The following is a 23,031-nucleotide window of genomic DNA, read 5'->3' on the forward strand; positions in this document are numbered from 1 at the left end:
CGAGAGCGGCGCTGCTGCCGAACGCCCGGGCAAATCGCGGAAACAGCCTGTCCGCCAGCCAGAACAGGACGATTGCCGCGATTGAGTAGAAGAGGATCCCGAGCCAGGTGTGCTCAAGCACATAATGGCCGATCTCGTGGCCGGTCACCGCGCGCACTTCATCCAGCGACGCACTCTTCAATGCCACGTCGGAAATCGCCACGCGCGCCGTGCTGCCGACGCCGCCGGCATTGGCGGTGAAATTATTCGACTGGCGAGAGCCATCGTACATGAACACTTGGCTTGGCGGCACGCCGGCACGTCCCGCCATCTCGACCACCGCGTCGCGCACCTGGCCCGGCGGCACCGGCTCATATTTGTTGAACAGGGGCTCGATCAGCACCGGCGACAGCAGGATGACGAATGCCAAGCCGCCTGCGACCAGCCCGCCCGACCATAGCCACCAGCGCTTGCCCGTTTTGCGGATCAGCCAATAGACGCCGATCATGAACAACGCACCGATCGAGGAGGTGATCAGCGTCGAGAGAGACAGCTGCCCCAGGAAATCGCCGATCGGCTGGCTCGTGCGCCCATAGCCCTTTTCGCGAAACCAGCTGGCATAGATCGTCCACGGCAGCGAAAGCACGGCCGACACCAGAAAATAGATCAGGCTGACCAAAAATGCCCGCACATGGTGCCGACGTTCGGGGAGCCGCTTGTCGATCCGCTCAAGCACGCCCGATTTGACGATCAGCCAGGTAACGATGCCGGCGACTACCAGGCCCCACAACAGCATCCATTCCTTGCCGATGGTGTAATCGTGCGCCTTTTGCAGGGCGGCAGGCCCAAGGCTATCGATATACCGTGCGGTCGCTGCTTCGACGTTCATCGCAATTCCTCCCCCTGCGACAGTAAGGGGACCGTAATGAAATTGGCGCGGGCCGCAACGCTTCTTATTGGCCTGTCGGCGCGATGCTCCCGGCGGCAATCGCCGTTGTCGGGATCAACGGCTTGGCGCCGTCGCCGAGGATGATGAACGCCGCCCAATAGAAAGGATGCGACGTCCGGGGATCGTCCATCAATTTTTCCTGGGCCTGCTCCAGCGCCAGCGCCAGCGGCTGCCCGGGCTGGGCATTGACCATCCCGCCGACGAGCCGCTTGGTAGCGTCAAATTGTTCGGGCACCGGCCAATGGCTGGCGACGACCGACCGCGCGCCCGCGCCGACGAAAGCGCGCACCAGCCCGTCGAGCGCATAATTGCCGCCGGTGGCGATGCCGGCCTCGCGGCTCACCGCCGCTGTCGCCGATCCGGCGGTGTCGCAAGCCGACAGGATCACGACATCGGCATCGAGCTTCAGGTCGAAGATTTCGCGGAAGCTCAGCAAGCCATCCGAGCCGTCGGGGGCGAAGCTGGTGAGAAGTGCCGGCCGGGCCGGGCAATCCGGACGCGGCGCAGTGACCAGTCCGTGCGTGGCGAAATGCAGCACGCGATAATTGTCGAGCCCTTCGCTGGACTGGAGCAGGGCGGCGTCGTTGAACGCGGCTCCCGTCACCAATCGGCTGCGGTCTGGCCCGAACCGTGCCTCGGCCAGTTTCAGTTCAGCCGCGGAGATCGGTTGCTGCCACATGGCGATCGGCCAGTCGCACTCGTCGGCGACCGCCGCCATCGGCCGGCTGAATGCGACCGCATTTTCGCCCAGTCCGAGATAGGCCTGGCGTGCGTGGCTCGGTGCGATCGCCCGCATGTCGAGGAAGCTGCGCGGACCGACCGATATCGAAACCTGACGTCCGCGTCCGAGCCAGTCGACTCCCGTGAAGTCGAACTCGTCGGCATTGGGCCGCGCGATCCGGGCGGCATAGGCGTCCACGCTGGCCTGGGTCGCGGGAAGCAAATAGGGCGGCAGTTGCAGCATCGGCCCGTCGGGCTCGAAGATCAGGTGCTTGAGCCCGCGCACTTCGCCGTCGACCGGTCCGAACAGGGTCAGGTACATCGCCCGGGCGCGCTTCAGGTCGAACGGCTCGGTCAGTGCCTCGCCATTCTCGATCCTAACGATGCTGCCCCGAAGCGCGGTGACATCGGCCGCCATGGCGCTGCCGCTGGTCGCCAGCTTGAGCGGGCGCGCCGCCTCCTTGGTGATGGCAAGCGCGTAGATTGCCTCGCCGACCACCATCATCTTGTAATAACCTTCGCCCGGCCGCAGCGCCCCTTGCAGCTCGGCCAGCTCGACAGTCTGCGGACTGAGCACCTTGTAGCGCGGATAATCGTTGAGCTGCGCCTGCAGCCGGACCTGCTCGGCCTTGAGCGCCTCGAGGCTGGCCTTCCCCGCCGCGATCGCCTGGTCCTGCGCCGTGGTCCGTTCGGCAAGCGCCTCCAGCCGGCCGATTTCGCCTTCCTGCCGGACAATCTCGCGGGTGCGGGCGATCGCCAATCGGAACAGCGCGCTACCCTGGTCATTGCCGGCCGAATATTGGCGGGCGAGGATCGCCTGGGTTTGCGCGACGCCGGGCCGCTGCAGCAGCTGGGCCGCGCGAAACATCGCGGCTGCCGCCGTGCCGGTACCGTCTCTCGCCAGCAGGTCGAAATAAGGGGCGAGCAAGTTGCGGAGAGCCGTCGAGCTGTCGGCCACGCTGGTACCCTGGTCGATTACCTCCCCGAACAGCGCCCGCCCGCCGGCCTCGTCGCCCGAGCGCAGCAGGAAGCCGGCCTTGCGTGCCTTGGCGGACAAGAGGGCCGGGCTGTCGGGGAAGCTGTCGGCCAATGCGGCAATCGCCGCATCGAATGCCGACACGGCCCCTGCTCGATCTCCGCGAGCCTCGGCGACCAGCGCCCGTTCGACTTCGATTTCGCTGAGCAGCCAGCGTGCGGAAAGGACCTTGCCCTCGCGCACGCCAATTATTCGCTCGCGGGCATCCACCAGCTTCGCTTCGGCGTCGCCGAGCCGCTTTTCCTGGCGGAGGGCGATGGCGCTGAGCTCGGTTGCCTGCGCGTCGAGAATTGCCGCCCGCTCGGAGGGGGTGAGGTTGGAGCTTAGTTCGGCGACCTGTTGCCCGGTCGCGCTTTCCCGGTTGATGGCGAGACTCAGCGGCGGCGTGATCAGCCCGTTACGAATTTGCTCCGCCTGGTCGGCCTCGGCCACCGGCGCAACATTGACCGCTAACGCCGCCTCGGCGGCGGCCGGCTTGTGCTGGTTGAGCTGGTTGATCGCGCGATAGTTGCGGATCAGGCGCTGGATCACGCCATCGCTCCGCGGGCTTGCCGCTTCGGCGCGGGCCAGCAGCCGCTCGGCCGCGCTCGAATTGCCAAGATTGGATTGCTGCAGGCCCTGGTTTGCCAGCGCTTCGGCGAGTGACGACGGTTCGTTGACGTCGCGGCCGGCCAGGTTCTCGAAAAACTCCGCACTCTCGGCGAAACGACCGGCATTGTTGCGGGTGTAGGCTTCGACGCGCGCTCCGGCGGCGTCGAGCGAACCGGCCTGGATCCGGGCGAATGCTGCCGGGTCGCTGACTTCGGTCGTCGCGACCTGCACCGCACCTGGCTGGGCCTTGTCGGTCACTACCGATGCCAGGGCCAGGCGAAGCGCGGGATCATAGCCCGCCAATCCCTCGGCGAGATATTGCGTCTTGCCGCGCTGGACGGAATAGCGCCGGTAATCCAGCCCGGCGGCCTCATCGCGGCAAGTGATGGCACGGACTGTACCGATTCCATCAATCGATGCCGCTTCTTCGGCCCGGCACGTCAAGGGCCCCATTGGGAGCGCGCTTGGCTCCCGGGCCAGGTCGACCGCCCGCCGGACCGCAACCACGCTGCCGATCGGTGCGGCGGCGTCGCGGCAGGTGAGCTGGTAGCCACGGTCGAAGATGCTAGTGAGGCGCGGATCGGTCGGCTTGATCTGGGCCGTGCACAATACGCCGGCATCGCCGATCCGGAAGCTCGAGCGGATCGATAGCGGCGCGTCGGCCGCCTCGGCCAATGCCGGGACGAGCGCAACTCCGGCCAGCAACATCCCTGTCAGTACGCGGGTCATTGCTGCGTCTCCTCTTTACACGGAACCGTCGGCTGGTCTCCGCCGGTCGGGCAGCCGGCGGGCGTTTCCATCAGCGCCGGGTTGCCGCTGCCCGAGACCGGATCGTCGATGTCGCCCTGATCGCCCAACGCGCTCGTATCGAACAGCGGCACTGGCGGCTCGATCGGGCTGGTCGCGCCATCCTCGGTGAAGTCGCTATTGTCGTCGATGAAGTCCTCATTCCCGAACAGGGGCGGCGGCAGCAGCCCTTCGTCGATCAGTTCAAATTCTTCCGGCAGACCCGGCGTCGGCGTGAAGTCCGGCGGGAATGGCGGCTCCGGCGGCTGCGCGACGCACGGCCCGACCAGGAGGCAGCCGTTTATCGTGCTGTTGTCGGTAAATGCGGTGATGTCGCCCTGGGACTCGACCAATGTATCGCGGACGTCGATTCCGGTCAGCGTGCCGCCCTCGGTGACAATCTGGCCGTTGATGATGAGGTCGATCGTGCCGGGGGGTGCCGTTGGGCCTTCTCCGTCGCCAAGCAGGGACTGGTCGCTGACGACAAAGCCGGCGGGAATATCCTCGGTGCCTGTATTCTGGACATAGAGGGTATTCAGCTCACCTGCGCCGGCATCGCCGAATACAATGTCGATGCTGGCGGCACGGATGACGCCGTCAGGCCGTTGGACCGCGGCCGGCGCGTTGAGGTCGTCCTGGTAGCCGTCATATTGCGGGTCGTCGGCCAGCTGGTCGAGGATATCGCCGCTGGCGACGTGGATATGGGCGGCATTGAGGAACAGCTCGCCGCCCAGGACACCGGGCGCGCTTTCCAGGCTGAGCAGTCCGGTTTCGGCGTCGAGCTCGAACGTGCCGGTGGTGAAACCGACCGACTGGGTAGTGCCCATGTTGGTGAACATCATGTCGCCCAGGATCCGGATCGAACCAGCGGCGCTCTCGGTCTCGCTGTCCCCGGTGATGAACTCATAATCGTGAATGGCTTCCCCATCGGAACCGTCGACGCTTAGGTCGCCAATCAGCATCAGCGGGGCCGCGCCCAGCCCGGCGTCGGCGATGACCGTGATGTCATTGGCATGCAGCCGGTCATATTCCGCGTCGGACAGCTGGTAACCGCCGCCACCGACTCCGTCCCCGACCACGGTTCGAACGGCGTTGGTCGACACCAGGGCGATATCGCCTGCGCTGATCGAACCGTTGGCGGTGATATCGATGTCGTCCGACGTGACCTGAACGTCGCCGGCCGACCATGCGCCGTCGATGGTCGCGGTGCCGCCGGCGGTCGCATCGATGTCGCTGGCGCCGACCGCGCGCGCCGTCAGGTTGGTGCCGGCGGAAGCCTGGAAGAACCCGGCCGCACTGGCATCGCCGATCTCGATCGCGCCGGTGTCGGCGGTCAGCAGTATATAATCGCCGGAGTCGATGTCTTCGCTCGTAAGGCTGGTCCCGGCGTGACCTTCGACGAATGTCAGCGCGTCGATGAAGCCGGTCCCGATGCTCCCCGCTGCCTGCAAGTAAACGCCATCGATCGAGCTGATGTCGCCGGTCAAAATATCGCCGCCGGATTCCAGCGTAATACTGGCGCCCGGGAACAATAATGTGCCGATCCCGCCGCCGAACAGCTGGAAGATCTGGGTCGTCAGGTCGCCGGTTGTGATGTCGCCGCCGGCCAACAGGTCGATCGATCCGGCCGCGATGTCGCCGGTGAGGATCGAACCGCCGGCATCCATCTCGACGCTGTCGAACGCGAAGATATCGCTGGTGTCGATGCCGGTTCCCGCCGTGATCTGCAGCAGTCCGGTATCGATCGTCCCGGCAGTAACCGACGTCGTGGAATCGAGGCTGGCGCTGTTGCCGGCATTGATGTTGCCGGTCGAAATCGACGCCGCGCCGACCTGCAATTGGCCGGTCGAAATCGCACCGGCCACATTATAGGCGCCGCCGCTGCGGACCGGCGATTGCGCGAACACCGCGGCGGGATCGAAATTCTCCACACCGCCATTGTCGAGGAACATTTGCACATCGCCATGATAGACTCTGCCGTCCCCCGGCGTCGTGATCGACACGATATTGGTGTCGCCGCCGACCATGGTCAGTACGTCCGTACCGGCATTGAGCGCGCCGGTGGTGAGGTTGCCAAGAGTCGCGAAGCCGATTGCTTCGTCGGCATCGACATCGCCGACCTGGATCGACGTCGCCGATGCGAACCCGGCGGCGAAGCCGTCTTCGGCCGCTCCGCCCGCCTGGAGGATCCCGACATTGATGTCGCCCAGGACGATCGTGCCGCCGGCATCGCCGCTCGCGTGCGTTCCTATGACGAGATCGCCGCCCAGCACATTGCCGCCGGCGCTGAAATCAAAATCGTCCGCTGCCACGTCGCCGAAGCTGATGTTGCCGGGCGCGTCGAGATCGATCGAGCTTCCAGCGGACAAATCGCCGAGCGCGACATTGCCGTTATTCGACAATATTTCGATGAAAGTGCCGGCGTTGACATCGGCCAGCGTAACGTCGCCGAAGCCGTTTGCGATTACCGATCCCGATGCGGTCAGCGTACCTCCGTCGATCGTTCCGCCAGCCTGCAGGAATATGTCGCCGGCGCTGCTGGTCGCATCCTTGATGTCGATCAGGCCGGGCGCGACGAGATTGAGCGAATCGGTCGAGACCAGATGCGCGTCGATCACCAAATCCTGTCCGGTAGTCAGGTTGAACGTATCAGCCGTGATCGCGCCAATGGCCGGCGGTGGTACAGTACGGTTGGGGTCGTGAATGAAGTTGGCTGCCGAAACCGTAAAGCCGGTCGCGCTGGCGGTGCCGTTATTGGTGTAGACCGAAATGACTCCGTCGGTGTTGAACGCGAAGTCGCCCAAAACGGTGAGGCTGCCGTTGATCACCTGGATCGTATCGTTGGCCAGGTCGGCGATCTGACCATCGGCGACCACGTCGATCTGCACCGACAAGGCCGTCGCGTCGCCATTGATGACATAGAAGCCGCTGCCGCCTTCCATCAGGCTGGCGCCAGGGGTCGAGCCACTGCCTCCAGTTGAAGTTGAGGTGCCGATAATCGAGCCGGCGTTCAGCGTGCCGCGCAGCGTGGCGTCGCCCGGCCGGTTCACCACCACCACCGCGACCTCGTCGCTTTCGGCGTTGCCGCCAGCGCCATCGACCGCGCCTAAACCGCCGTTGCCGCCGGTCGCGTCGGCGGTCAGCAAGATGCTGGACAGGACGACGGTGCCGCCACGTACTTGGAGCGACGCGGTGCCGCCCTCGACGCTTCCGCCTGCGCCGCCATTGCCATCGGCGCCGGCCGTGCCTGCAGGAGTGCCGGATCCCGCCGCCCCGCCGAACCCTCCCGCGCCGCCATCGCCGCCGACCGCGCTCGCCGTGATTGCCATGAAGACGAAGTTTGCAGTGCCGTCGTTGATGCCGGGGGCGAGTCCATTGCCCAATTCGACGCCAGTCGTGGCGAAGCCGCCAAAGGCGTCGCCGCCCGCGCCGCCGGTGCCGCCGGCACCGCCATTGCCACCCGCGCCGGAGCTGCCGTCGCCACCAATGCCGCCATTGCCACCCGCGCCACCGAAGCCCCCGGTGCCGCTGGCCTCGACAAATCCGAAGTCCAGGGTGATGGTGCCATTGCCGACCGAGCCGGTGATCGCCGCGACGCCGCCGGTCCCGGTGCCGCCATTGCCGCCATTGCCGCCGGCCGTTCCGTTGGTGCCGGAATTGCCGCCCACGCCATCGATTCCGGAAATTCCGTCCCCGCCATCGCCGCCAAAGCCGCTGGCGCTGACCGTGCCGAGCGACTCGACGCCCTGGACGGTAACGGAGCTTGGGGCGGTGTTGCCATTTGCGGCGTGGATCGAGGCCCAGCCGCCGGCCCCGTCGCCGCCATTGCCACCGTTGGCTCCGGAACCGCCGAAGCCGTCGGCGAAAGAGCTCGCTGACCCGCTGATGACGAGATTGCTGTTCTGCGCGTAAATGTGAGCGCCGTTTATCTGGCCGCCGAAATAGTCGCCGCCGCCGGTGCCGTTGCCGCCGGTGGTGCCGTTGCCGCCGAAGCCCGAGACATTGACCAACGCGGTTCCGTTGATGGTGATGTCGCCACCGCTGGCGTTGATCCGGGCGGTCCCGCCGGTGCCATTGCCGCCCGTACCGCTTTCGCTGTCGCCGCCAGTGCCGCTTGCGTCGACGAACAAGCTGCCGAAGGACGCCGTTCCTGCCAGGGCGGTGAAGCGAGCGACTCCGCCCAGGCCGTTGCCGCCGGTGCCGCCATTGCCAAACGAGCTTCCGCCAAAGCCGCTGGCGTCGAGTTCCGATGTGCCGGTGACCGTGAGCGTACCGCCGGTCGCGGCGGTAAAGGCATCGACCAGGCCGCCAGTGCCATTGCCGGCTACTCCGCCATTGGTTTGCCAGCCGCCATTGCCGATCGCGTCGAGCCTGAGATCGCTCAGCAAGGCCACGGCAGCGCCATTCTGGACCCCCAGCCTGGCGGTGCCGCCCTGGCCGTTGCCGCCGGCGCCGGCATAGCCGTCGCTTCCGGTGCCGTTCGCGGTTCCGGTCAATACTCCGTCGACCGACAGCAGAGCGTTTGCATTGCCGATCGCTTCGATGGTCACCAGGCCGCCGGTGCCGTTGCCGCCTGTGCCGCCGCAGTCATTGCAATCGCCAAAGGAGAAGCCGCCCAGCCCGTCCGCGCTCAGCCCAACGTCGCTGTCGGCATTGAGCGTCGCGCCATTGGCCCGGAACAAGACCGTCCCGCCGACCCCGGCGCCGCCCTGCGAGCCGTCGCTGAAATAATGACCCCCCTGGCCGTCTGCGCGGCCGGTCACGATTCCCGTCAGCGTCATCGTGCCGCCATTGGCGGCAATGATTTCGGTCTGCCCGCCGGTGCCGACGCCGCCGGCCGAGGAGCCCTGGTTGGTGAATCCGCCGCGACCCTGAGCCTCGGCATCGGTATCGTCATCGACCGTCACTGTCCCGCCGTTCGCGCGGAGCAGGACATGCCCCCCGGTTCCGGCACCGCCCGTGCCGTTGAAGGCGTCGCCGCCATCGCCGTCCGCGTGGAGCGCAAGCTCGAAGATGTCGGCGGTTCCGCCCCCGGAAGCCTCGACGAAGACGTCGCCACCGGTGGCGATGCCGCCGGCGATCAGGTCGCCGCCGGAATCACCCCCAAAACCGTCAGCCGATCCGCTGAGGAAGCCGGTGTTGAGCGATCCTGCGGATGTGACCTGGATATTGACCCAGCCGCCGTCGCCCACGCCGCCGGTTACGCCGCTGCCGCCGAAGCCGTCGGCATTGAGCAGGGTCACCTCGCCGTTCAGGTTGATGGTGCTGGCCGCGCCGCTGAAGCTCAGTCCGATGTACCCGCCGGTGCCCGATCCGCCCTGGCCGCCGATCGTGTCGTTGTCGACTCCGAAGCCGCCATTCCCCTGGGCATCGGCAATCAGGTCGCTGTTGACCGTGATCGTTCCGCCGTCGCCGCTGACCAGCTGGATATTGCCGCCAAGGCCATTGCCGCCGGCCATGTCGCCGCCGCCGCCTTCGCCATTGGCAGTCAGGCTCACATTCTGCAGGGTCAGCTGGTTTCCGGTGCCGGTCACTGCCTGGAGAAGGATGATCCCTCCGGTCCCGTTACCGCCGGTAATTTGGCATGAAGAGCAATCGTCGCCGACGCTTCCGCCGAGAGCCCTCGCCGAAACCGACACCGAGCCTCCGACCGTAAGGTTTGCACCGCTGCCGCCATTGGCGAGGATATGGGCAATGCCGCCGGTGGCATTGCCGCCGGCCAGTTGGAATCCGGTCACGCTGCCGCCTTCGGCGTCGACATTGATGTCGAGGCTGCCGGCGATGTCGATTGTGCCGCCCGAGCTGGTCTGGACGATCGCCGTGCCGCCAGTCGCATTGCCGCCATTGATGTCGGCGCCCGCGGCGCCGAAGCTCTTGGCCGAAATAAATACATTGCCGCCGATCGTCAGTGTCGAGTTGCTGATCGTCGACAGGCGGAAGAGGTTGCCGGTGGTCGTGGGGCCGGTGCCGAACATATCGAGATTGGCGTTGAGGTCGCCGGCTATATGGAGCGTGTTGCCGTTGCTTGCGGTGACGATGCTGTCGTCGCCCGCGCGGATCGTCAGGTTGGTCAGATTGACCAGGCTGCCGCTGTCGAAGCTGCTGTTGCCGGTGCTGGTGCGCACGTCGACCCCGCCGCTGACATCGGCCAGGACGCTGGTCGTGAAATTCGAACTGTCGATGTTGAGGTTGACCGGTGCCGCGCCGACCGCATTGTCGATCTGGCTATCTTCGATGTTCCTGCCGCCCGACAGTACGACGACATTGCCTTCGAGCGCCGCCGACGTCGCCGTATCGAAGCCGATCGAACCGCCATTGCGGACCAGCATGGTGACCGCGTCGTTCTTCGCCACCGCGACCAGATAGGCATAATGATTGTTGTTCAATGCCTCGGTCGGGTCGCGGCGCTCGATCGTGCCGCCATCGACATCGACGCCATTGGCGTCGTCGGTTCCGACCGTCACCTGGACGTCGAACAGCCCATCGGGGGAGAAGGTAATGGTCGCCGCCTCGGCCGCGACCAGCGCCGCGGCGGTATCGGTGCGGATGACGCCGTGATGCTCGATTCGCGGCGCGACCAGCGCGACATAGCTGCCCGCGCCATGGGCGTTGATCGATCCGTCGATCACCGCATCGGTGCGGATGAAGCTGTTGGGATCGACCGTGCCGCCGAAGCTGACCTGCGGATTGGCAGTGCCGAAGCCCGTCATCCAATTGCCCTCGCCGTCATCGCCGATGGGCAGGGTAGTAAGGCCGAGCGATCCGACATTGATCACCGCATTCTGGCCGATGACGATGCCGTTTGGGCTGTAGAAAAAGACGGTGCCGCCGACCGTTTCGCCGATCAGCGAAGTGATGCTTCCGCCCATGAATATGGCGTTGCCGGCGGTACCCGGCGTGATCCGGTTGAGCACCGCGAAATCGCTCGATCCAGTGAAGGTCGCGCTGGTTCCTTCGGGCTGGAAGACGATCGTGCCGCCCGACGGCGCGTTGGTCGCGATCCAGTCGATGACCGCCTGTTCCTGGGTAATGGTGACGTTGGTTTGCCCCGGCGTCGACTGGTCGACACTCGCTCCGACTTCGCTGTGCGAGCCCTGGAAGCTTTGCGCGGCGGCGGGCGACGGGCCGGCGGCCAGCGCGATGGCCAGGGCCAGGCTTGAAACCCTGGCTTGGACTGACTGTCTACGCGTCATCACTTGCCTCCTAAGGCCTGTCGTCAGGGGAGAATTTTCGTGGTCAGCGTGACCAGCACGCGGACGTCTCCCTTGCGATTTTCAAATCCTGCTTTTTCCAGCGGCACAGCGACCGTGCCGTCCAACCGGAAGCGGTCGGCCAGCTCGGCGCGGATGCCGCCCCCGGCCGAGGCCAGATGGTCGGCGCCCTCGCCGTCATTCTTGTTCCACGCCCAGGCGGCGTCGCCGAAGATGAAGGGCTGGACGGCCAGCCTCGACCGCTTGACCGGAAGGATGCGCGGGCCGCGCAGCTCGGCGCTGAGGCCCGCTCCGCTGTCGCCGCTGAGCGTCGCCGGATCATATCCCCGCCCGACCGTATAATTGCCGGCGGTGAATTCCTCGAACGCCAGCAGCGGGTCGAACGCATATTGGAGTCGCGGGCTGACCGACAGCGCGAAGTCGCGGCCCAGCGCCACCTCGCCGGTTCCGCCGAGGCGGATGACGGTCGCGCTGGAATCTCCGTCGAGGCGGCTGGGCGGGACATCGTCGCCGCCGTCGCTGGCATCGAAAATGCCAAGGCCGTGGCGAATCTCCCCAAATGCGCTCACCCGCCAGCCGGGCCGGCGAGAGCTCAGGTCGATCGCGTCCCAGTCGGCCCTGAGCCACAGGATGCGCAGCTTGTCGCGGGTCAGCGGCTCGAAGAAATGGACCTTCTGGTCGACGAAATCGAAGCCGATGCCGCCCCACAGATTGGACGATTGGCTGCGGATCAGCGGGTAACGGGCGTCAACCGTCCAGTACAAGGTCTTGGCCTTGAGGTCGGGCACGGCGTCGCTCGCGCCAATGTCCGGCTTGGTCCAGGCATAGGTGAACTGCCCGTCGATCGTCAGTCCTTCGGACCCGGGGCGGAAGCTATGCGCCGCCTGCAGGATCTTCTGTTCCTCGAAGTCGAACGTCGAATAGAAGGACAGTGTGGTGACATCGCCCAGCCCGGTCAGGCCGAACGCCTGGCCGCGGACCTGCCCGCCCCACCGGCCGGTTTCCTGCGCCCCCAAATTCTGGATGAGCAGGTCCAGCGAATAGGGCTCGTGCAGCACCGCTACTTCGCCGACCAGTTCGCCGGGGCCAGTGCCGGCCGGCTTCAGCGTCAGCTGGACATTATATCCTGGCAGGTCGCGGGCCAGCAGCAGGTAGCGCTCGGCCCGGTTGCGGTCGAAATATTCGTCCTCGGTCAGCTTGCCCAGATAGGCGGCGAGCTTGGCCTCGGCCCCGCCGGTCTGCCCGCGGGCTCGGATGGTAGTGACCCGGGCATAGAGCGTTTCCATCCGCACCACGCCATTCTCGATCCGCTGGGTCGGCACCTGGACCGCAGCCAGATACCCCTTGTCGCGCAAAATGGTCGCGGCGGCATCGCGGATTTCGCACAGCACCGCCACTGGCTGCTCGCCCCCGGCGAACGGCGTCCAGGCTGGACGCATTTCCTCGGGAGTGGCGCCCTTCAGCCCATTGAACTGGACCTCGCTGATCGTCACCCGGACGTCGGCATAGCGTGGGTCGGCTAGCGGGCAGGGCGAGCGCTCGACCCCGCCGACTATGTTCAGCGTCGGCCGGCCTTGCGACGGCGCCAGCGTGATTCGATTCAGTTCTTCGCGGGACGGCGCAACCCTTTGCGCGGATGCGGTCGAGGGGAAGAAAAGCGCGGCGGTCGCGAGCAATCCGCCCGCCAGCTTCCCGCTTGTCCAAGCTGGTCCCGTCATCCGCGCCCCTTTTTAACGCACTACAAGGGGACTCGGCCGGAAATCCTGCGCGCCCCCACGCACGTTAAATTTGGTGAAACTAATCTTAATGTGAGTCAATGTTGAACATCAGTTCAACTTTTATGACTCGTCCCGTTTGGTGCCAGAAACCGAAGGCCTAGCGGGCTTCGAAGCCGGCAATACATTCGGCAACCCAGCGTGCGGCGGTAAGGGCGCTGAGGTCGGTCGGGTCGAGCGGCGGATCCCATTCGGTAAGGTCGACGATCCGCACCTTGGGATGTGCTGCCAGGGCGCGAACGGCCTGGAAGAATGTGTGGCTCATCATGCCGCCCGGCCTGGCGCCCGGTGCTCCGGGAAACTGGCTGCGATCGATCACGTCGATGTCGCAGTCGACCACGACAGCTTCGCAATGATCGAGACGATGGAGCGCATGGCTCATCAAAACCAAAATGCCTTCGCGCCACACATCACCGATCGTGGCGACGAAATGCCCCCCTTCGACCGCATCTCGGTGCATCTCTTGGCTATTGGCGAAGGGTGCGAGGCCGACCTGGGCGATATTCTTGCCCGGCATTCCGTCATCGCGCAGCGCCCGCACGGGATTGCCGTTGCCGAGGCCCTGCGATGTGTCGCGCATGTCGAAATGGGCGTCGAGCGTGATCAGCCCGACCTTGTCCAGCGGCAAGCCCAGCGCATGAACGCCGGGCCGTGTAACCGCATTATTGCCGCCGACCAATAACGTCAGCCGATGCCGCTCGACGCTCGCCTTGCAAGCCGCGACGATCGACGGAGTCGCCTCCTCGATGCTGAGGCCCGCAATCGGCACATCGCCATGATCGGCGATACTGGTTTGCAGCTCTCGTCCAGTCTCGATGTCATATCGCCCGATCCGCCTGAACGTCGCGCGAAGCAGCGCCGGCGCAAGGTCGCAGCGCCCTGGAGTCACCGATCCCATGTTGAGCGGCGCTCCGACCAGCCCGACCGGCGCATCCGCCGTCTTGTCGACAATCAGGTCCGAAAGATTAGGCCATCCGCTGCTCATGCGCTTGACGACTAGCACTGCTGACGCCCAATTCCAGCATCATGTGGGACCGCCTGATCACCGACTGCCATGTCGCGACGATGGTCGCCGCGCCGGACAATCCGCTCGGCCTGTTTCCCAATGCCGCGATCGGAATCGATGGCGGCAAGATCGTACGGGTCGGAAAGCGCACGGAGCTGGCCGGTTTCCGCGCGAAGGAAGTGGTGCCCTGCGGCGGCGCCTGGATCACGCCGGGCCTGGTGGACTGTCATACCCATCTGGTGTTCGGCGGCACCCGTGCAAACGAACATGCCATGCGCCGCGCCGGCGCAACCTATGAGGAAATCGCCAAAGCGGGCGGCGGCATCGCCTCGACCGTCGCGGCGACGAAGGCCGCCAGCGCCGACGCGCTGCAGCAGCAGGCGCGCCGCCGTCTCCACGCGCTGATGGCCGGCGGAGTTACTACCGTCGAGATCAAGTCGGGCTACGGTCTCGACACTGCGTCCGAGATGCGGCTCCTGAACGCCGCCCGCGCCATCGGCCGGGGCGAGCCGGTGCGGATCGTCACCACTTTGCTCGCCGCGCACGCGCTTCCGCCGGAGGCCAGGGAAGGTCTGGCGCGCGAGGCTTATGTAAGGATGATCGTGGAGGAAATGATTCCGGCGGTCGCCAAGGCCGGAATCGCCACCAGCGTCGACGCCTTTTGCGAATCCATCGCCTTCACGCCCGCGGAGGTCGAGCGGGTGTTCACCGCCGCCCGCGCCAACGGGCTTCCCGTCCGTCTCCACGCCGAGCAGCTCAGCAACCAGAAGGGCGCCGAACTCGCCGCGCGTTACAAGGCGCTGTCAGCCGACCATCTCGAACATCTCGACGCCGCCGGCGCCAAAGCAATGGCAGCGGCTGGGACGGTCGCGGTGCTGCTGCCCGGCGCCTTCTATGCGCTCAATGAGAAGAAGAAGCCGCCAGTTCAGCTCCTGCGTGACGCGGGCGTTCCGATCGCCATCGCGTCCGATTGCAACCCGGGCACCTCGCCGGTGCTGAACCCGCAGCTCATCATCAACATGGCGTGCACCCTGTTCGGCCTGACCCCGGAGGAGGCGATCGCCGGGATGACGGTCAACGCGGCCCGCGCGCTCGGCCTGGCGCATGAGGTCGGCACGATCGAGGCCGGCAAGGCCGCCGACCTGTGCGTCTGGCGGGTCAATGAGCTCAATGAGCTCGGCTATTGGGTCGGAATGCCGGGGCCGGAGCGGCGGATTTTCGCGGGTGAGGGATAGTCAGCCGACAGCTTCCGGCGCGCTTTCTCCCATTGGAAAGTGATATTCCTCCGGAGTCAGAGCTTCGATCCGCTCTTCATATTTCCGAGCCAGCTCCTCATGCGCCCGGCGTGCAGGCTCATTGGCCCCGCTCTTGGCGCGACTGTGCTCGACCTGCTGGCGGTAGAATAGATAGTTGAGGTCCACGGTTGCTCCGCTCTCTTGATGCCGTGCCCCACAGCGAGGATGTGGGGGCGGTTTTGACACTTCAGTGGTTCATGCGGTCGACAGCCCGGCGTACGCGGTGGATGGAAGGCTTGACCTTTGCTGTCATTGCGAGGAGCGGGAGCGGCGAAGCAATCCAGGAAGAGTCGGCGAAGCTGGATTGCTTCGCTGCGCTCGCAATGACGAGGGTAAAATGACCGGCGATCGCAGGGACAATAGCCGCCATATCCGCGCGCGGCGGGGCTCAGACATCAAGGCGAAGCATTGGACCACCGAGGCCGCGGTCCGAATGCTGATGAACAACCTCGACGCCGAGGTCGCCGAGGATCCGCAGAGCCTGGTGGTTTACGGCGGAATCGGCCGCGCCGCGCGCAACTGGGCGGCTTATGACAAGATCGTCGAAACACTCGAGCGGCTGGAAGAAGACCAGACGCTGCTGGTCCAATCCGGCAAGCCGGTCGGCGTGTTTCGCACCCACAAAGATGCGCCCCGAGTGCTCCTCGCCAATTCCAATCTCGTGCCGCACTGGGCGACCTGGGAGAAGTTCAACGAGCTCGATCGCAAGGGCTTGATGATGTACGGCCAGATGACGGCCGGGAGCTGGATCTACATCGGCTCCCAGGGCATCGTCCAAGGCACTTACGAAACCTTCGTGGAGATGGGCCGCCAGCATTTTGGCGGGGACCTTCGCGGAAAATGGATATTGACCGGGGGCCTTGGTGGCATGGGCGGCGCCCAGCCGCTGGCCGCGGTGATGGCCGGTGCCCATTGCATCGCCGTCGAGGTACAGGACAGCCGCATCGAGAAGCGCCTCGAAACGCGCTACCTCGACCGTCGCGCGACCAGCATCGACGAGGCGTTGGAAATCATCAAGAACGCCACCGAACCGACCAGCGTCGGCCTCCTCGGCAACTGCGCCGAAATCCTCCCCGAAATGGTCCGCCGCGGTATCCGTCCCGACGCGGTCACCGACCAGACTTCGGCGCACGACCCGGCCAACGGCTATTGCCCGGCTGGCTGGTCGGTGGCGGAATGGATCGAGATGCGCGAGCGCGATCCGGCCGCGGTCGCCGCCGCCGCGAGGCGGTCGATGGCGGTGCATGTCCAGGCGATGCTCGATTTCCAGAAGATGGGCATTCCGACGTTCGACTATGGCAACAACATCCGCCAGGAAGCCTTCAACGAGGGCGTCAAGAACGCGTTCGACTTCCCCGGCTTCGTTCCCGCCTATGTTCGCCCGCTCTTCTGCCGCGGCATCGGTCCCTTCCGCTGGGCGGCGCTGTCGGGCGATCCCGAAGACATCGCCAGGACCGACGCCAAGGTGAAGGAGCTTATCCCGGACGATCCGCATCTCCACCGCTGGCTCGACATGGCGAAGGAACGGATCGCCTTCCAGGGGCTTCCGGCGCGCATCTGCTGGGTCGGCCTCGGCCAGCGTCACCGCCTCGGCCTCGCCTTCAATGAGATGGTCAGGAATGGCGAGGTCTCCGCCCCGATTGTGATCGGCCGCGATCATCTCGATTCGGGGTCTGTTGCCAGCCCCAATCGCGAAACTGAGGCGATGCAGGACGGCAGCGACGCGGTGTCGGATTGGCCGCTGTTGAACGCCCTGCTCAACACCGCTTCGGGGGCGACTTGGGTTTCGCTCCACCATGGCGGCGGAGTCGGCATGGGCTATTCGCAGCATAGCGGCGTGGTGATCGTCGCCGACGGCACCGACGATGCCGCCCGCCGCCTCGAGCGCGTGTTGTGGAACGACCCCGGCACCGGCGTCATGCGCCATGCCGACGCGGGCTATGACATCGCTGTGGAATGCGCGCGGGAGCAGGGGCTCGATTTGCCTTCCGTGCTTTGATCGTCATTCCCGCGAAAGCGGGAACCTAGCCAATCGAATTTCTGGGCCCCGCCTGCGCGGGAATGACGAATTTGGGGTCCCATACCGCGTCTCGCATGTTACGCATCCCCCGGGAGTTCGGGAGAGGGGGACGCATGCCTTTCCGCAAAGCGTGGATTTATGTGCTGGCGCTGCTGGTGCTGACGTTCGTTGCCTTTTGGCCGAGCTATTTGAGCAAGCTCCCGGAGGCAAAGACGGCCCATCATTTCCACGCCGCGAGCGCGGTGCTGTGGACCATCCTCGCCATCGTCCAGAGCTGGACCATCCATCACGACCGAATGGCCCTGCACCGCAAGACGGGCCTGGCGATCTTTCTCCTCTTCCCCCTGTTCCTGGTCGCGGGGATGTGGGTCATTCATGTCGAGGCGACGACCCTTGCGGCTGGCGTCACCGATCCGGACAATTTGGTCATCGCCCAGTTCGGTTTCTTCGATCCGCTAGCCAACATCGGTTTCGCGGCGTTGTTCTGGGGTGGCCTCAAATATCGCCACAAGGTCCATCTGCACGCCCGTTACATGCTCGGCACGGTGCTGTTCGTCGTCGCGCCGATCATTTGGCGGCTGCTCGAAAACTTCGTCCCTTTCTTCAACAATGATACGCCGGAAACGGCCTACCGCTTTTCCTATGCCATGGCCGCGGGGAATGCGGGAACGATTGCCATTGCTCTTTATCTATATTCGCTCGCCCCCAAGCATGGCCGCCCATTCCTCATCGTTGCCGGCTTCGCCGCGGCGCAGGAGATCACCTTCGAAACGTTGGGCCGCATTCCCGCCTGGGCGCCAATGTTCGCGAGCGTGTCCGAAACGAACCTGCCGTTCCTGCTGTTGCTGACCGGTATCGCCAGTCTCGGCATCGCCTGGCACGGATGGGTCGCCGGCGCCCGTCCCGGCGCGCCGCAGGCAGCAGTCGCGGCGTGAAGCAAGGGCTATCTCCAATTTCAACGGCCGTCACGCCAGCGAAGGCTGGCATCCATGTCTGAGAAGTGCTGTGAGCGAGACAGAATCGCATAAACATGGACCCCAGCCTTCGCCGGGGTGACGAATTGGGTGAAAATGCTGACCTTGAATCCCGAAGCCATCGACCTCGCTGCCCTTCGCCAGCTTTGGGCCGGCGCTGCCGCCTCCCTCGACAACGCCAGCATGGACCGAGTCCGTGCCGCCGCCGCGTCGGTCGAGCGGATCGTCGCCAGCGGCGAGACCGTTTACGGAATCAACACCGGCTTCGGCCTGCTCGCCAACACCCGCATCCCGCCCGAGAGGCTGGCCGAGCTGCAGCGCAACCTGATCCTGTCCCATTCGTGCGGGCTCGGCGACATGCTTCCGCGCCACACGGTGCGGCTGATGATCGTCCTGAAGCTGCTCGGCCTGGGCCGCGGCTTTTCCGGCGTTCGCCCGCTGGTGATCGAAGCGCTCCAGGCGCTGCTCGACAAGGACGCCATGCCGCTGATCCCGGCGCAGGGCAGTGTGGGCGCCAGCGGAGATCTCGCGCCGCTTGCCCATTTGATCGCCGCTTTGCTTGGCGAGGGCCGGATCGACGTCGCTGGCGATGTTCTTCCGGCGAAAGACGCGCTCGCCAGGCTTGGCATGTCGCCGCTGGAACTTGGCCCCAAGGAAGGCCTTGCCCTCATCAACGGCACCCAGGCCTCGACCGCAATTGCGCTTGATGCGCTGTTCACGGCGGAACGGGTGTTCGGCGCGGCGCTCGGCGCCGGCGCCCTGTCGATCGATGCGCTGAAGGGCTCCATCAAGCCGTTCGACCCGCGCATCTCGGCCGCGCGAGGCCAGCCAGGCCAGATCCGCGTCGCCGCGGAAATTCGCGCGCTTCTCGACGGCTCCGAGATCCTTGCCAGCCACGGCCGGTGCGGCAAGGTGCAGGACCCATATAGCTTCCGCTGCCAGCCGCAGGTGATGGGCGCCGCGCTCGACCTGCTCGTCAATGCCGCGCGCACCCTGACCATCGAAGCGGGCGCGGTTACCGACAATCCGATCGTCTTCGAGGATGAGGATACGGCGATCAGCGGGGGTAATTTCCACGCCCAGCCGGTCGCCTTCGCGGCCGACATCATCGCCATGGCGATGTGCGAGGTCGGATCGATTTCCGAACGCCGCACCGCAGTCCTGATCGACCCCAAGATGAGCGGGCTTCCGGCCTTCCTGGTCGATGATGGCGGAGCCAATTCGGGGCTGATGATCCCTCAGGTCACGCAAGCCGCACTCGTCGCTGAGAACCGCAGCCTGGCCTTCCCGGCCAGCGTCGATTCCGTGCCGACCAGCGCCGGGCAGGAGGACCATGTCTCGATGGCGCCGATTGCCGCTCGCAAGGCGGCACAGATTGCGAAGAATGTCGCGGGGATCGTCGGCGTCGAGCTGATCGCCGCGGCCCAGGGCGTCGACTATCACGCGCCGCTTAAGACCAGCCCGAAGCTGCAATTGCTCCACGCCAACGTCCGAGGCCTCAGCCCGCGGCTCGAAACCGACCGCTACTGGGCCGATGAAATGGCGGCGCTGCAGTCGGCCGTGCTGAAGGGAGAGGCGGCCTCCCCCTTCAGCATCTAGACGGCGCTACTTCTCGCCGAGTGCCGTCAGGATCTGGGCCGCCGTGCGCGGGCCGATCGTCGTGGTATCGGTATGGGTGGCGATCATCGTCCGAAACTCGATGCTCGCCCGCGGGCCGGTCGACAGTCCCATCTTTTTGGCGGCGGCGTCCACCGCATCGTCCTGCGCCTTGGTCGTGACCGGGTTGATCACCAGATAGTCCCAACTGTCGCCCGATGTGTGGACATAGATTTGCGCTGGCGCGACGCCGGCGGCGATGGCTGCCTGGTCCTGCTTTGCCATCCATTTGAGCAGCGCGACCTGCTGGCCGGGCGCGGCTCGATAGAGCGATGCGATATGTTCGGGCGCATCCTGGCCAATTGCAGGCACGGCGAGTGCGCATGCGGCCGCTGCCGCAAGTATCAGCTTCGATTTCATCCCTTTTGCCCCTTGATCGGCGCCCCCGCGCTACTGCAGCCAGTCTTGTGACGGGCTGGCCAGCTCTCTCCACGGACGCGCCACAGATGGGGGGATCGGCGCTGCGCGTTAACAGAAATTTAATAAAGTGCGCAAGTCGGGCAAGCGGTTAGTCGACGATCCGGGTCCAGCGTTGTTCCTTGCAGAACAGGCCCAGCACCGCGCAGCCCTTGACCACCATCGTGTTGCTGCCGAGCTGGCGGACGGTCGCCGAGCCACGGATGTTGCGCTTCGGCTCGAACGCCTGTCCCTTGTAAAGGCCGCCGCCGGTAGGCTTGAGGTCGGTCAGGATCCGGGTGCCCAGCAGCTGCCGGCCATTGTCGGCGACCTTGTCGCGGTTGTGCTGGCTGGCCCAGCTGACCGTGCCGCAATAGGCCTGTCCGCAACGGTCGACGGTAACGATTACGCTGCGCTTGGGATTGGTCCATTTGCCTTCAAGCGACTGCGCGGCCAGCGCCGAGGGCGCAGCCACAAGCATCGAGACGGCAAGAATCAATATCTGTTTCATCGGCCGCCCAATGACAGCGCAATGTGACGGAAATGGTGCCGCCAGCTTGACTCGACATGAACGGGCTCGGCCGGTCCCGCCGAAAGTATCGCTCATCGAGGCTATTGATAATCATTCGCAGCAAAGCTAGGCCTTGCTCGAATCACGGCCTTAGCGAGTTCCCATGAAATTGCTGTCCATCCTGCACCGCTGGAGCGGCGGTTTCGTCGGCCTCCTGCTCGCCATCCTCGGTTTGAGCGGCATCATCCTGGTGTGGAAGGACAGCTGGATTTCGCTCCCCGGCGCGCGCGACCCGCTGGTCGCGAACGTCGAGACCCTTGGCCAGATCGCCGAGCGCGAGGCGGCGGCAGGCGCGACCCGGATCACCTTTCCAAGCGACGATTTCGGCCTGATCCAGGTCGGCCGCGACGGTGGCGCCGGTGCCTACCTCAACCAGCACGGCGATACGGTCGCCACCTGGACCAGTCAGTGGCAGCGGCCGGAGCTGTGGATTTTCGACCTCCATCACCATCTTTTCTACGGCGAAACCGGCGAGACCATCGCCGGTGCCGCCGGGGTGTTCGGCCTGCTGTTCGTGATCAGCGGCATTTTCCTCTGGCTGCGCAGTCGCAGCCGCTGGCGTCCTCGCCTGCTTCCCAGGAAGTTCCAGCCGGGCCCGATTGTCATCCACCACCGCGACATCGGCATCCTTCTCGCGCCTCTGCTGCTGCTGACCTTCCTCACCGGAACGGGCATGGTGTTCAAGCAAGCGGCCGGTGCGGTGCTAAGTCCATGGGGCAAGCTTGACGGCCGACCCAAGCCGCTGGAAGTCGCCCCGGCCCATGGCCCCGCACCGATTGCGGCGATGCTGGCCGAGGCCAGGGTCCGCTTCCCCGACGCCGCCCTTCGCCGTGTCACGCTTCCCGGCAAGCCGGGCCAACCCTGGTCGGTGACCATGCGCCAGCCGTTCGAATGGTCGGCCAACGGACGCACGCGCTTGACCTTCGACGGTACCGGCAATCTGGTGAAAGTCGATAATCCGGCCGCGGGCAGCCAGGCGGCCTCGATTTACGAGAAATTCCTGCCGCTCCACAGCGCCAAGGTCGGCGGCTTCGCCTGGCAGCTGGTGATGACCCTCTCCGGCCTAGGCCTCACCATCCTCGGAACCTTCGCCTGCCTGTCCTTCTGGTTCCGCAAGGCCAGGAAGCGCCGCCGGCCGGAAATTGCCAAGGCCGGGCTCGAAGTCGCCGCCGCGGGCTAGTCCAAATCGGCGGAGCTGTGCCGCTCGCGGATGAAGTCCGGATCGTTTTCCGGCTTGCGATTGACCCGGCGGCCGCGCTGCACGGCTGGCCGAGAGCCGACTTCCTCGGTCCAGCGCATCACATTCCTGTAATCGGGCAGGCCCAGGAACTCCGACGCGCCGGCATAGCCCTGGCCCAGCGCCACCGCGCCGTACCATGGGAAGATCGCCATGTCGGCGATGCTGTAATCTTCGCCAGCCACATAGCGATGATCGGCGAGGTGCCGGTCGAGCACATCATACTGCCGCTTGGTCTCCATGGCGTAGCGGTCGATCGCATATTGGATCTTTACCGGCGCATAGACGTAGAAATGGCCAAAGCCGCCACCGAGAAACGGCGCCGATCCCATCTGCCAGAACAGCCAGCTCAGCGCCTCGGTCCGCGCTGCCGGGTCCTTGGGCAGGAACGCATCGAACTTTTCTGCAAGGTAAAGCAGGATTGCCCCGCTTTCGAATATCCGCTGCGGCTTGTCGGGATTGGACCGGTCGAGAAGCGCCGGGATCTTCGAATTGGGGTTCAGCTCGACGAAGCCCGAACCGAACTGGTCGCCTTCCATGATGTCGATGTACCAGGCGTCATATTCGGCGCCTGAATGGCCCGCGGCCAGCAGCTCTTCCAGCATGATGCTGACCTTCTGCCCGTTGGGCGTGCCAAGCGAATAAAGTTGCAGCGGATGCGTCCCGACCGGCAGCGCCTTGTCATGGGTCGGTCCGGCGATCGGCCGATTGGTGCTGGCGAACTGGCCTCCGCTGGGGCTTTCCCAGGTCCAAACCTTGGGCGGGGCATAATCGGCTGGGAGGGATGGGATTTTCTCGGGGGCGTCGGCCATTGCTATTCCTTCACGTC

At 65.4% G+C, this 23,031-nt stretch carries 14 protein-coding genes (1 of these 14 running past the window's edge); 5 read left to right on the forward strand and 9 right to left on the reverse strand.

Translation table 11 applies throughout. The features are described from left to right. The 5 genes from LZ518_RS11185 to LZ518_RS11205 form a co-directional block, all read right to left on the reverse strand. Nucleotides 1-868: the 5' portion of a M48 family metallopeptidase gene (locus tag LZ518_RS11185; RefSeq protein WP_249916061.1), read on the reverse strand. It extends 290 nt beyond the left edge of the window; 868 of the gene's 1,158 nt are visible here — the first part of the coding sequence; the start codon lies at nucleotides 866-868; its stop codon lies beyond the left edge, outside the window. Nucleotides 869-932: 64 nt separating this feature from the next. After that, nucleotides 933-4,004: a CHAT domain-containing protein gene (locus LZ518_RS11190; protein WP_249916062.1), complete on the reverse strand. Its 3,072-nt coding sequence runs from the start codon at nucleotides 4,002-4,004 to the stop codon at nucleotides 933-935. Continuing rightward, a complete protein-coding gene (locus LZ518_RS13460; protein ID WP_283938192.1) occupies nucleotides 4,001-11,254 on the reverse strand; it encodes a hypothetical protein in 7,254 nt (2,417 codons plus the stop codon). The genes LZ518_RS11190 and LZ518_RS13460 overlap by 4 nt, the downstream gene beginning before the upstream one ends. Nucleotides 11,255-11,277: 23 nt before the next feature. Then, the gene (locus LZ518_RS11200; RefSeq protein ID WP_249916063.1) at nucleotides 11,278-12,990 is read right to left on the reverse strand and encodes a ShlB/FhaC/HecB family hemolysin secretion/activation protein; all 1,713 of its coding nucleotides are present in this window, start codon (nucleotides 12,988-12,990) and stop codon (nucleotides 11,278-11,280) included. Between the two features lie 157 nt (nucleotides 12,991-13,147). Beyond that, nucleotides 13,148-14,032, reverse strand: coding sequence for an arginase family protein (locus LZ518_RS11205; protein ID WP_249916064.1), 885 nt, complete (start codon nucleotides 14,030-14,032; stop codon nucleotides 13,148-13,150). Between the two features lie 41 nt (nucleotides 14,033-14,073). On the opposite strand from LZ518_RS11205, the gene hutI reads away from it, so the two are divergent. Next, nucleotides 14,074-15,288 (forward strand): imidazolonepropionase, encoded by a 1,215-nt coding sequence (hutI, locus tag LZ518_RS11210; protein WP_249916065.1) that lies wholly within the window; start codon nucleotides 14,074-14,076, stop codon nucleotides 15,286-15,288. Here the strand turns inward: hutI and LZ518_RS11215 are convergent, their stop codons facing one another. Next, nucleotides 15,289-15,474, reverse strand: coding sequence for a hypothetical protein (locus LZ518_RS11215; protein ID WP_249916066.1), 186 nt, complete (start codon nucleotides 15,472-15,474; stop codon nucleotides 15,289-15,291). It abuts the gene before it with no gap. Between the two features lie 211 nt (nucleotides 15,475-15,685). Here LZ518_RS11215 and hutU point away from each other — a divergent pair, with 211 nt between their 5' ends. From hutU to hutH, 3 genes are all read left to right on the forward strand, one after another. Then, on the forward strand, nucleotides 15,686-17,347 hold the full coding sequence (hutU, locus tag LZ518_RS11220) for a urocanate hydratase (protein ID WP_249916067.1): 1,662 nt from the start codon (nucleotides 15,686-15,688) through the stop codon (nucleotides 17,345-17,347). Nucleotides 17,348-17,481: 134 nt separating this feature from the next. Next, the gene (locus LZ518_RS11225; protein ID WP_249916068.1) at nucleotides 17,482-18,303 is read left to right on the forward strand and encodes a hypothetical protein; all 822 of its coding nucleotides are present in this window, start codon (nucleotides 17,482-17,484) and stop codon (nucleotides 18,301-18,303) included. 135 nt (nucleotides 18,304-18,438) lie between these two features. Then, nucleotides 18,439-19,941: a histidine ammonia-lyase gene (hutH, locus tag LZ518_RS11230; protein ID WP_249916069.1), complete on the forward strand. Its 1,503-nt coding sequence runs from the start codon at nucleotides 18,439-18,441 to the stop codon at nucleotides 19,939-19,941. 6 nt (nucleotides 19,942-19,947) lie between these two features. On the opposite strand, the gene LZ518_RS11235 is transcribed toward hutH, so the two are convergent. Next, nucleotides 19,948-20,358 carry a hypothetical protein gene (locus tag LZ518_RS11235; RefSeq protein WP_249916070.1) on the reverse strand — a complete coding sequence of 137 codons (411 nt, stop codon included), beginning with the start codon at nucleotides 20,356-20,358 and terminating at the stop codon, nucleotides 19,948-19,950. Nucleotides 20,359-20,506: 148 nt separating this feature from the next. Further along, nucleotides 20,507-20,905, reverse strand: coding sequence for a DUF2147 domain-containing protein (locus LZ518_RS11240; protein ID WP_249916071.1), 399 nt, complete (start codon nucleotides 20,903-20,905; stop codon nucleotides 20,507-20,509). Nucleotides 20,906-21,068: 163 nt separating this feature from the next. On the opposite strand from LZ518_RS11240, the gene LZ518_RS11245 reads away from it, so the two are divergent. Then, a complete protein-coding gene (locus LZ518_RS11245) occupies nucleotides 21,069-22,145 on the forward strand; it encodes a PepSY-associated TM helix domain-containing protein (protein WP_249916072.1) in 1,077 nt (358 codons plus the stop codon). On the opposite strand, the gene yghU is transcribed toward LZ518_RS11245, so the two are convergent. After that, a complete protein-coding gene (yghU, locus tag LZ518_RS11250; RefSeq protein WP_249916073.1) occupies nucleotides 22,142-23,014 on the reverse strand; it encodes a glutathione-dependent disulfide-bond oxidoreductase in 873 nt (290 codons plus the stop codon). The two genes, LZ518_RS11245 and yghU, sit on opposite strands and share 4 nt — an antisense overlap. Between the last annotated feature and the right edge of the window lie 17 nt (nucleotides 23,015-23,031).

Source organism: Sphingomonas brevis, assembly GCF_023516505.1.
Classification (GTDB): Bacteria; Pseudomonadota; Alphaproteobacteria; order Sphingomonadales; family Sphingomonadaceae; genus Sphingomicrobium; species Sphingomicrobium breve.

Coding starts and splice junctions, on each gene's coding strand:
- LZ518_RS11190 (WP_249916062.1), bottom strand. CDS start 4,004: ATGACCCGCGTACTGACAGGGATGTTGCTGGCCGGAGTTGCGCTCGTC.
- LZ518_RS13460 (WP_283938192.1), bottom strand. CDS start 11,254: ATGACGCGTAGACAGTCAGTCCAAGCCAGGGTTTCAAGCCTGGCCCTG.
- LZ518_RS11200 (WP_249916063.1), bottom strand. CDS start 12,990: ATGACGGGACCAGCTTGGACAAGCGGGAAGCTGGCGGGCGGATTGCTC.
- LZ518_RS11205 (WP_249916064.1), bottom strand. CDS start 14,032: ATGAGCAGCGGATGGCCTAATCTTTCGGACCTGATTGTCGACAAGACG.
- hutI (WP_249916065.1), top strand. CDS start 14,074: ATGTGGGACCGCCTGATCACCGACTGCCATGTCGCGACGATGGTCGCC.
- hutU (WP_249916067.1), top strand. CDS start 15,686: ATGACCGGCGATCGCAGGGACAATAGCCGCCATATCCGCGCGCGGCGG.
- LZ518_RS11225 (WP_249916068.1), top strand. CDS start 17,482: ATGCCTTTCCGCAAAGCGTGGATTTATGTGCTGGCGCTGCTGGTGCTG.
- hutH (WP_249916069.1), top strand. CDS start 18,439: ATGCTGACCTTGAATCCCGAAGCCATCGACCTCGCTGCCCTTCGCCAG.
- LZ518_RS11235 (WP_249916070.1), bottom strand. CDS start 20,358: ATGAAATCGAAGCTGATACTTGCGGCAGCGGCCGCATGCGCACTCGCC.
- LZ518_RS11240 (WP_249916071.1), bottom strand. CDS start 20,905: ATGAAACAGATATTGATTCTTGCCGTCTCGATGCTTGTGGCTGCGCCC.
- LZ518_RS11245 (WP_249916072.1), top strand. CDS start 21,069: ATGAAATTGCTGTCCATCCTGCACCGCTGGAGCGGCGGTTTCGTCGGC.
- yghU (WP_249916073.1), bottom strand. CDS start 23,014: ATGGCCGACGCCCCCGAGAAAATCCCATCCCTCCCAGCCGATTATGCC.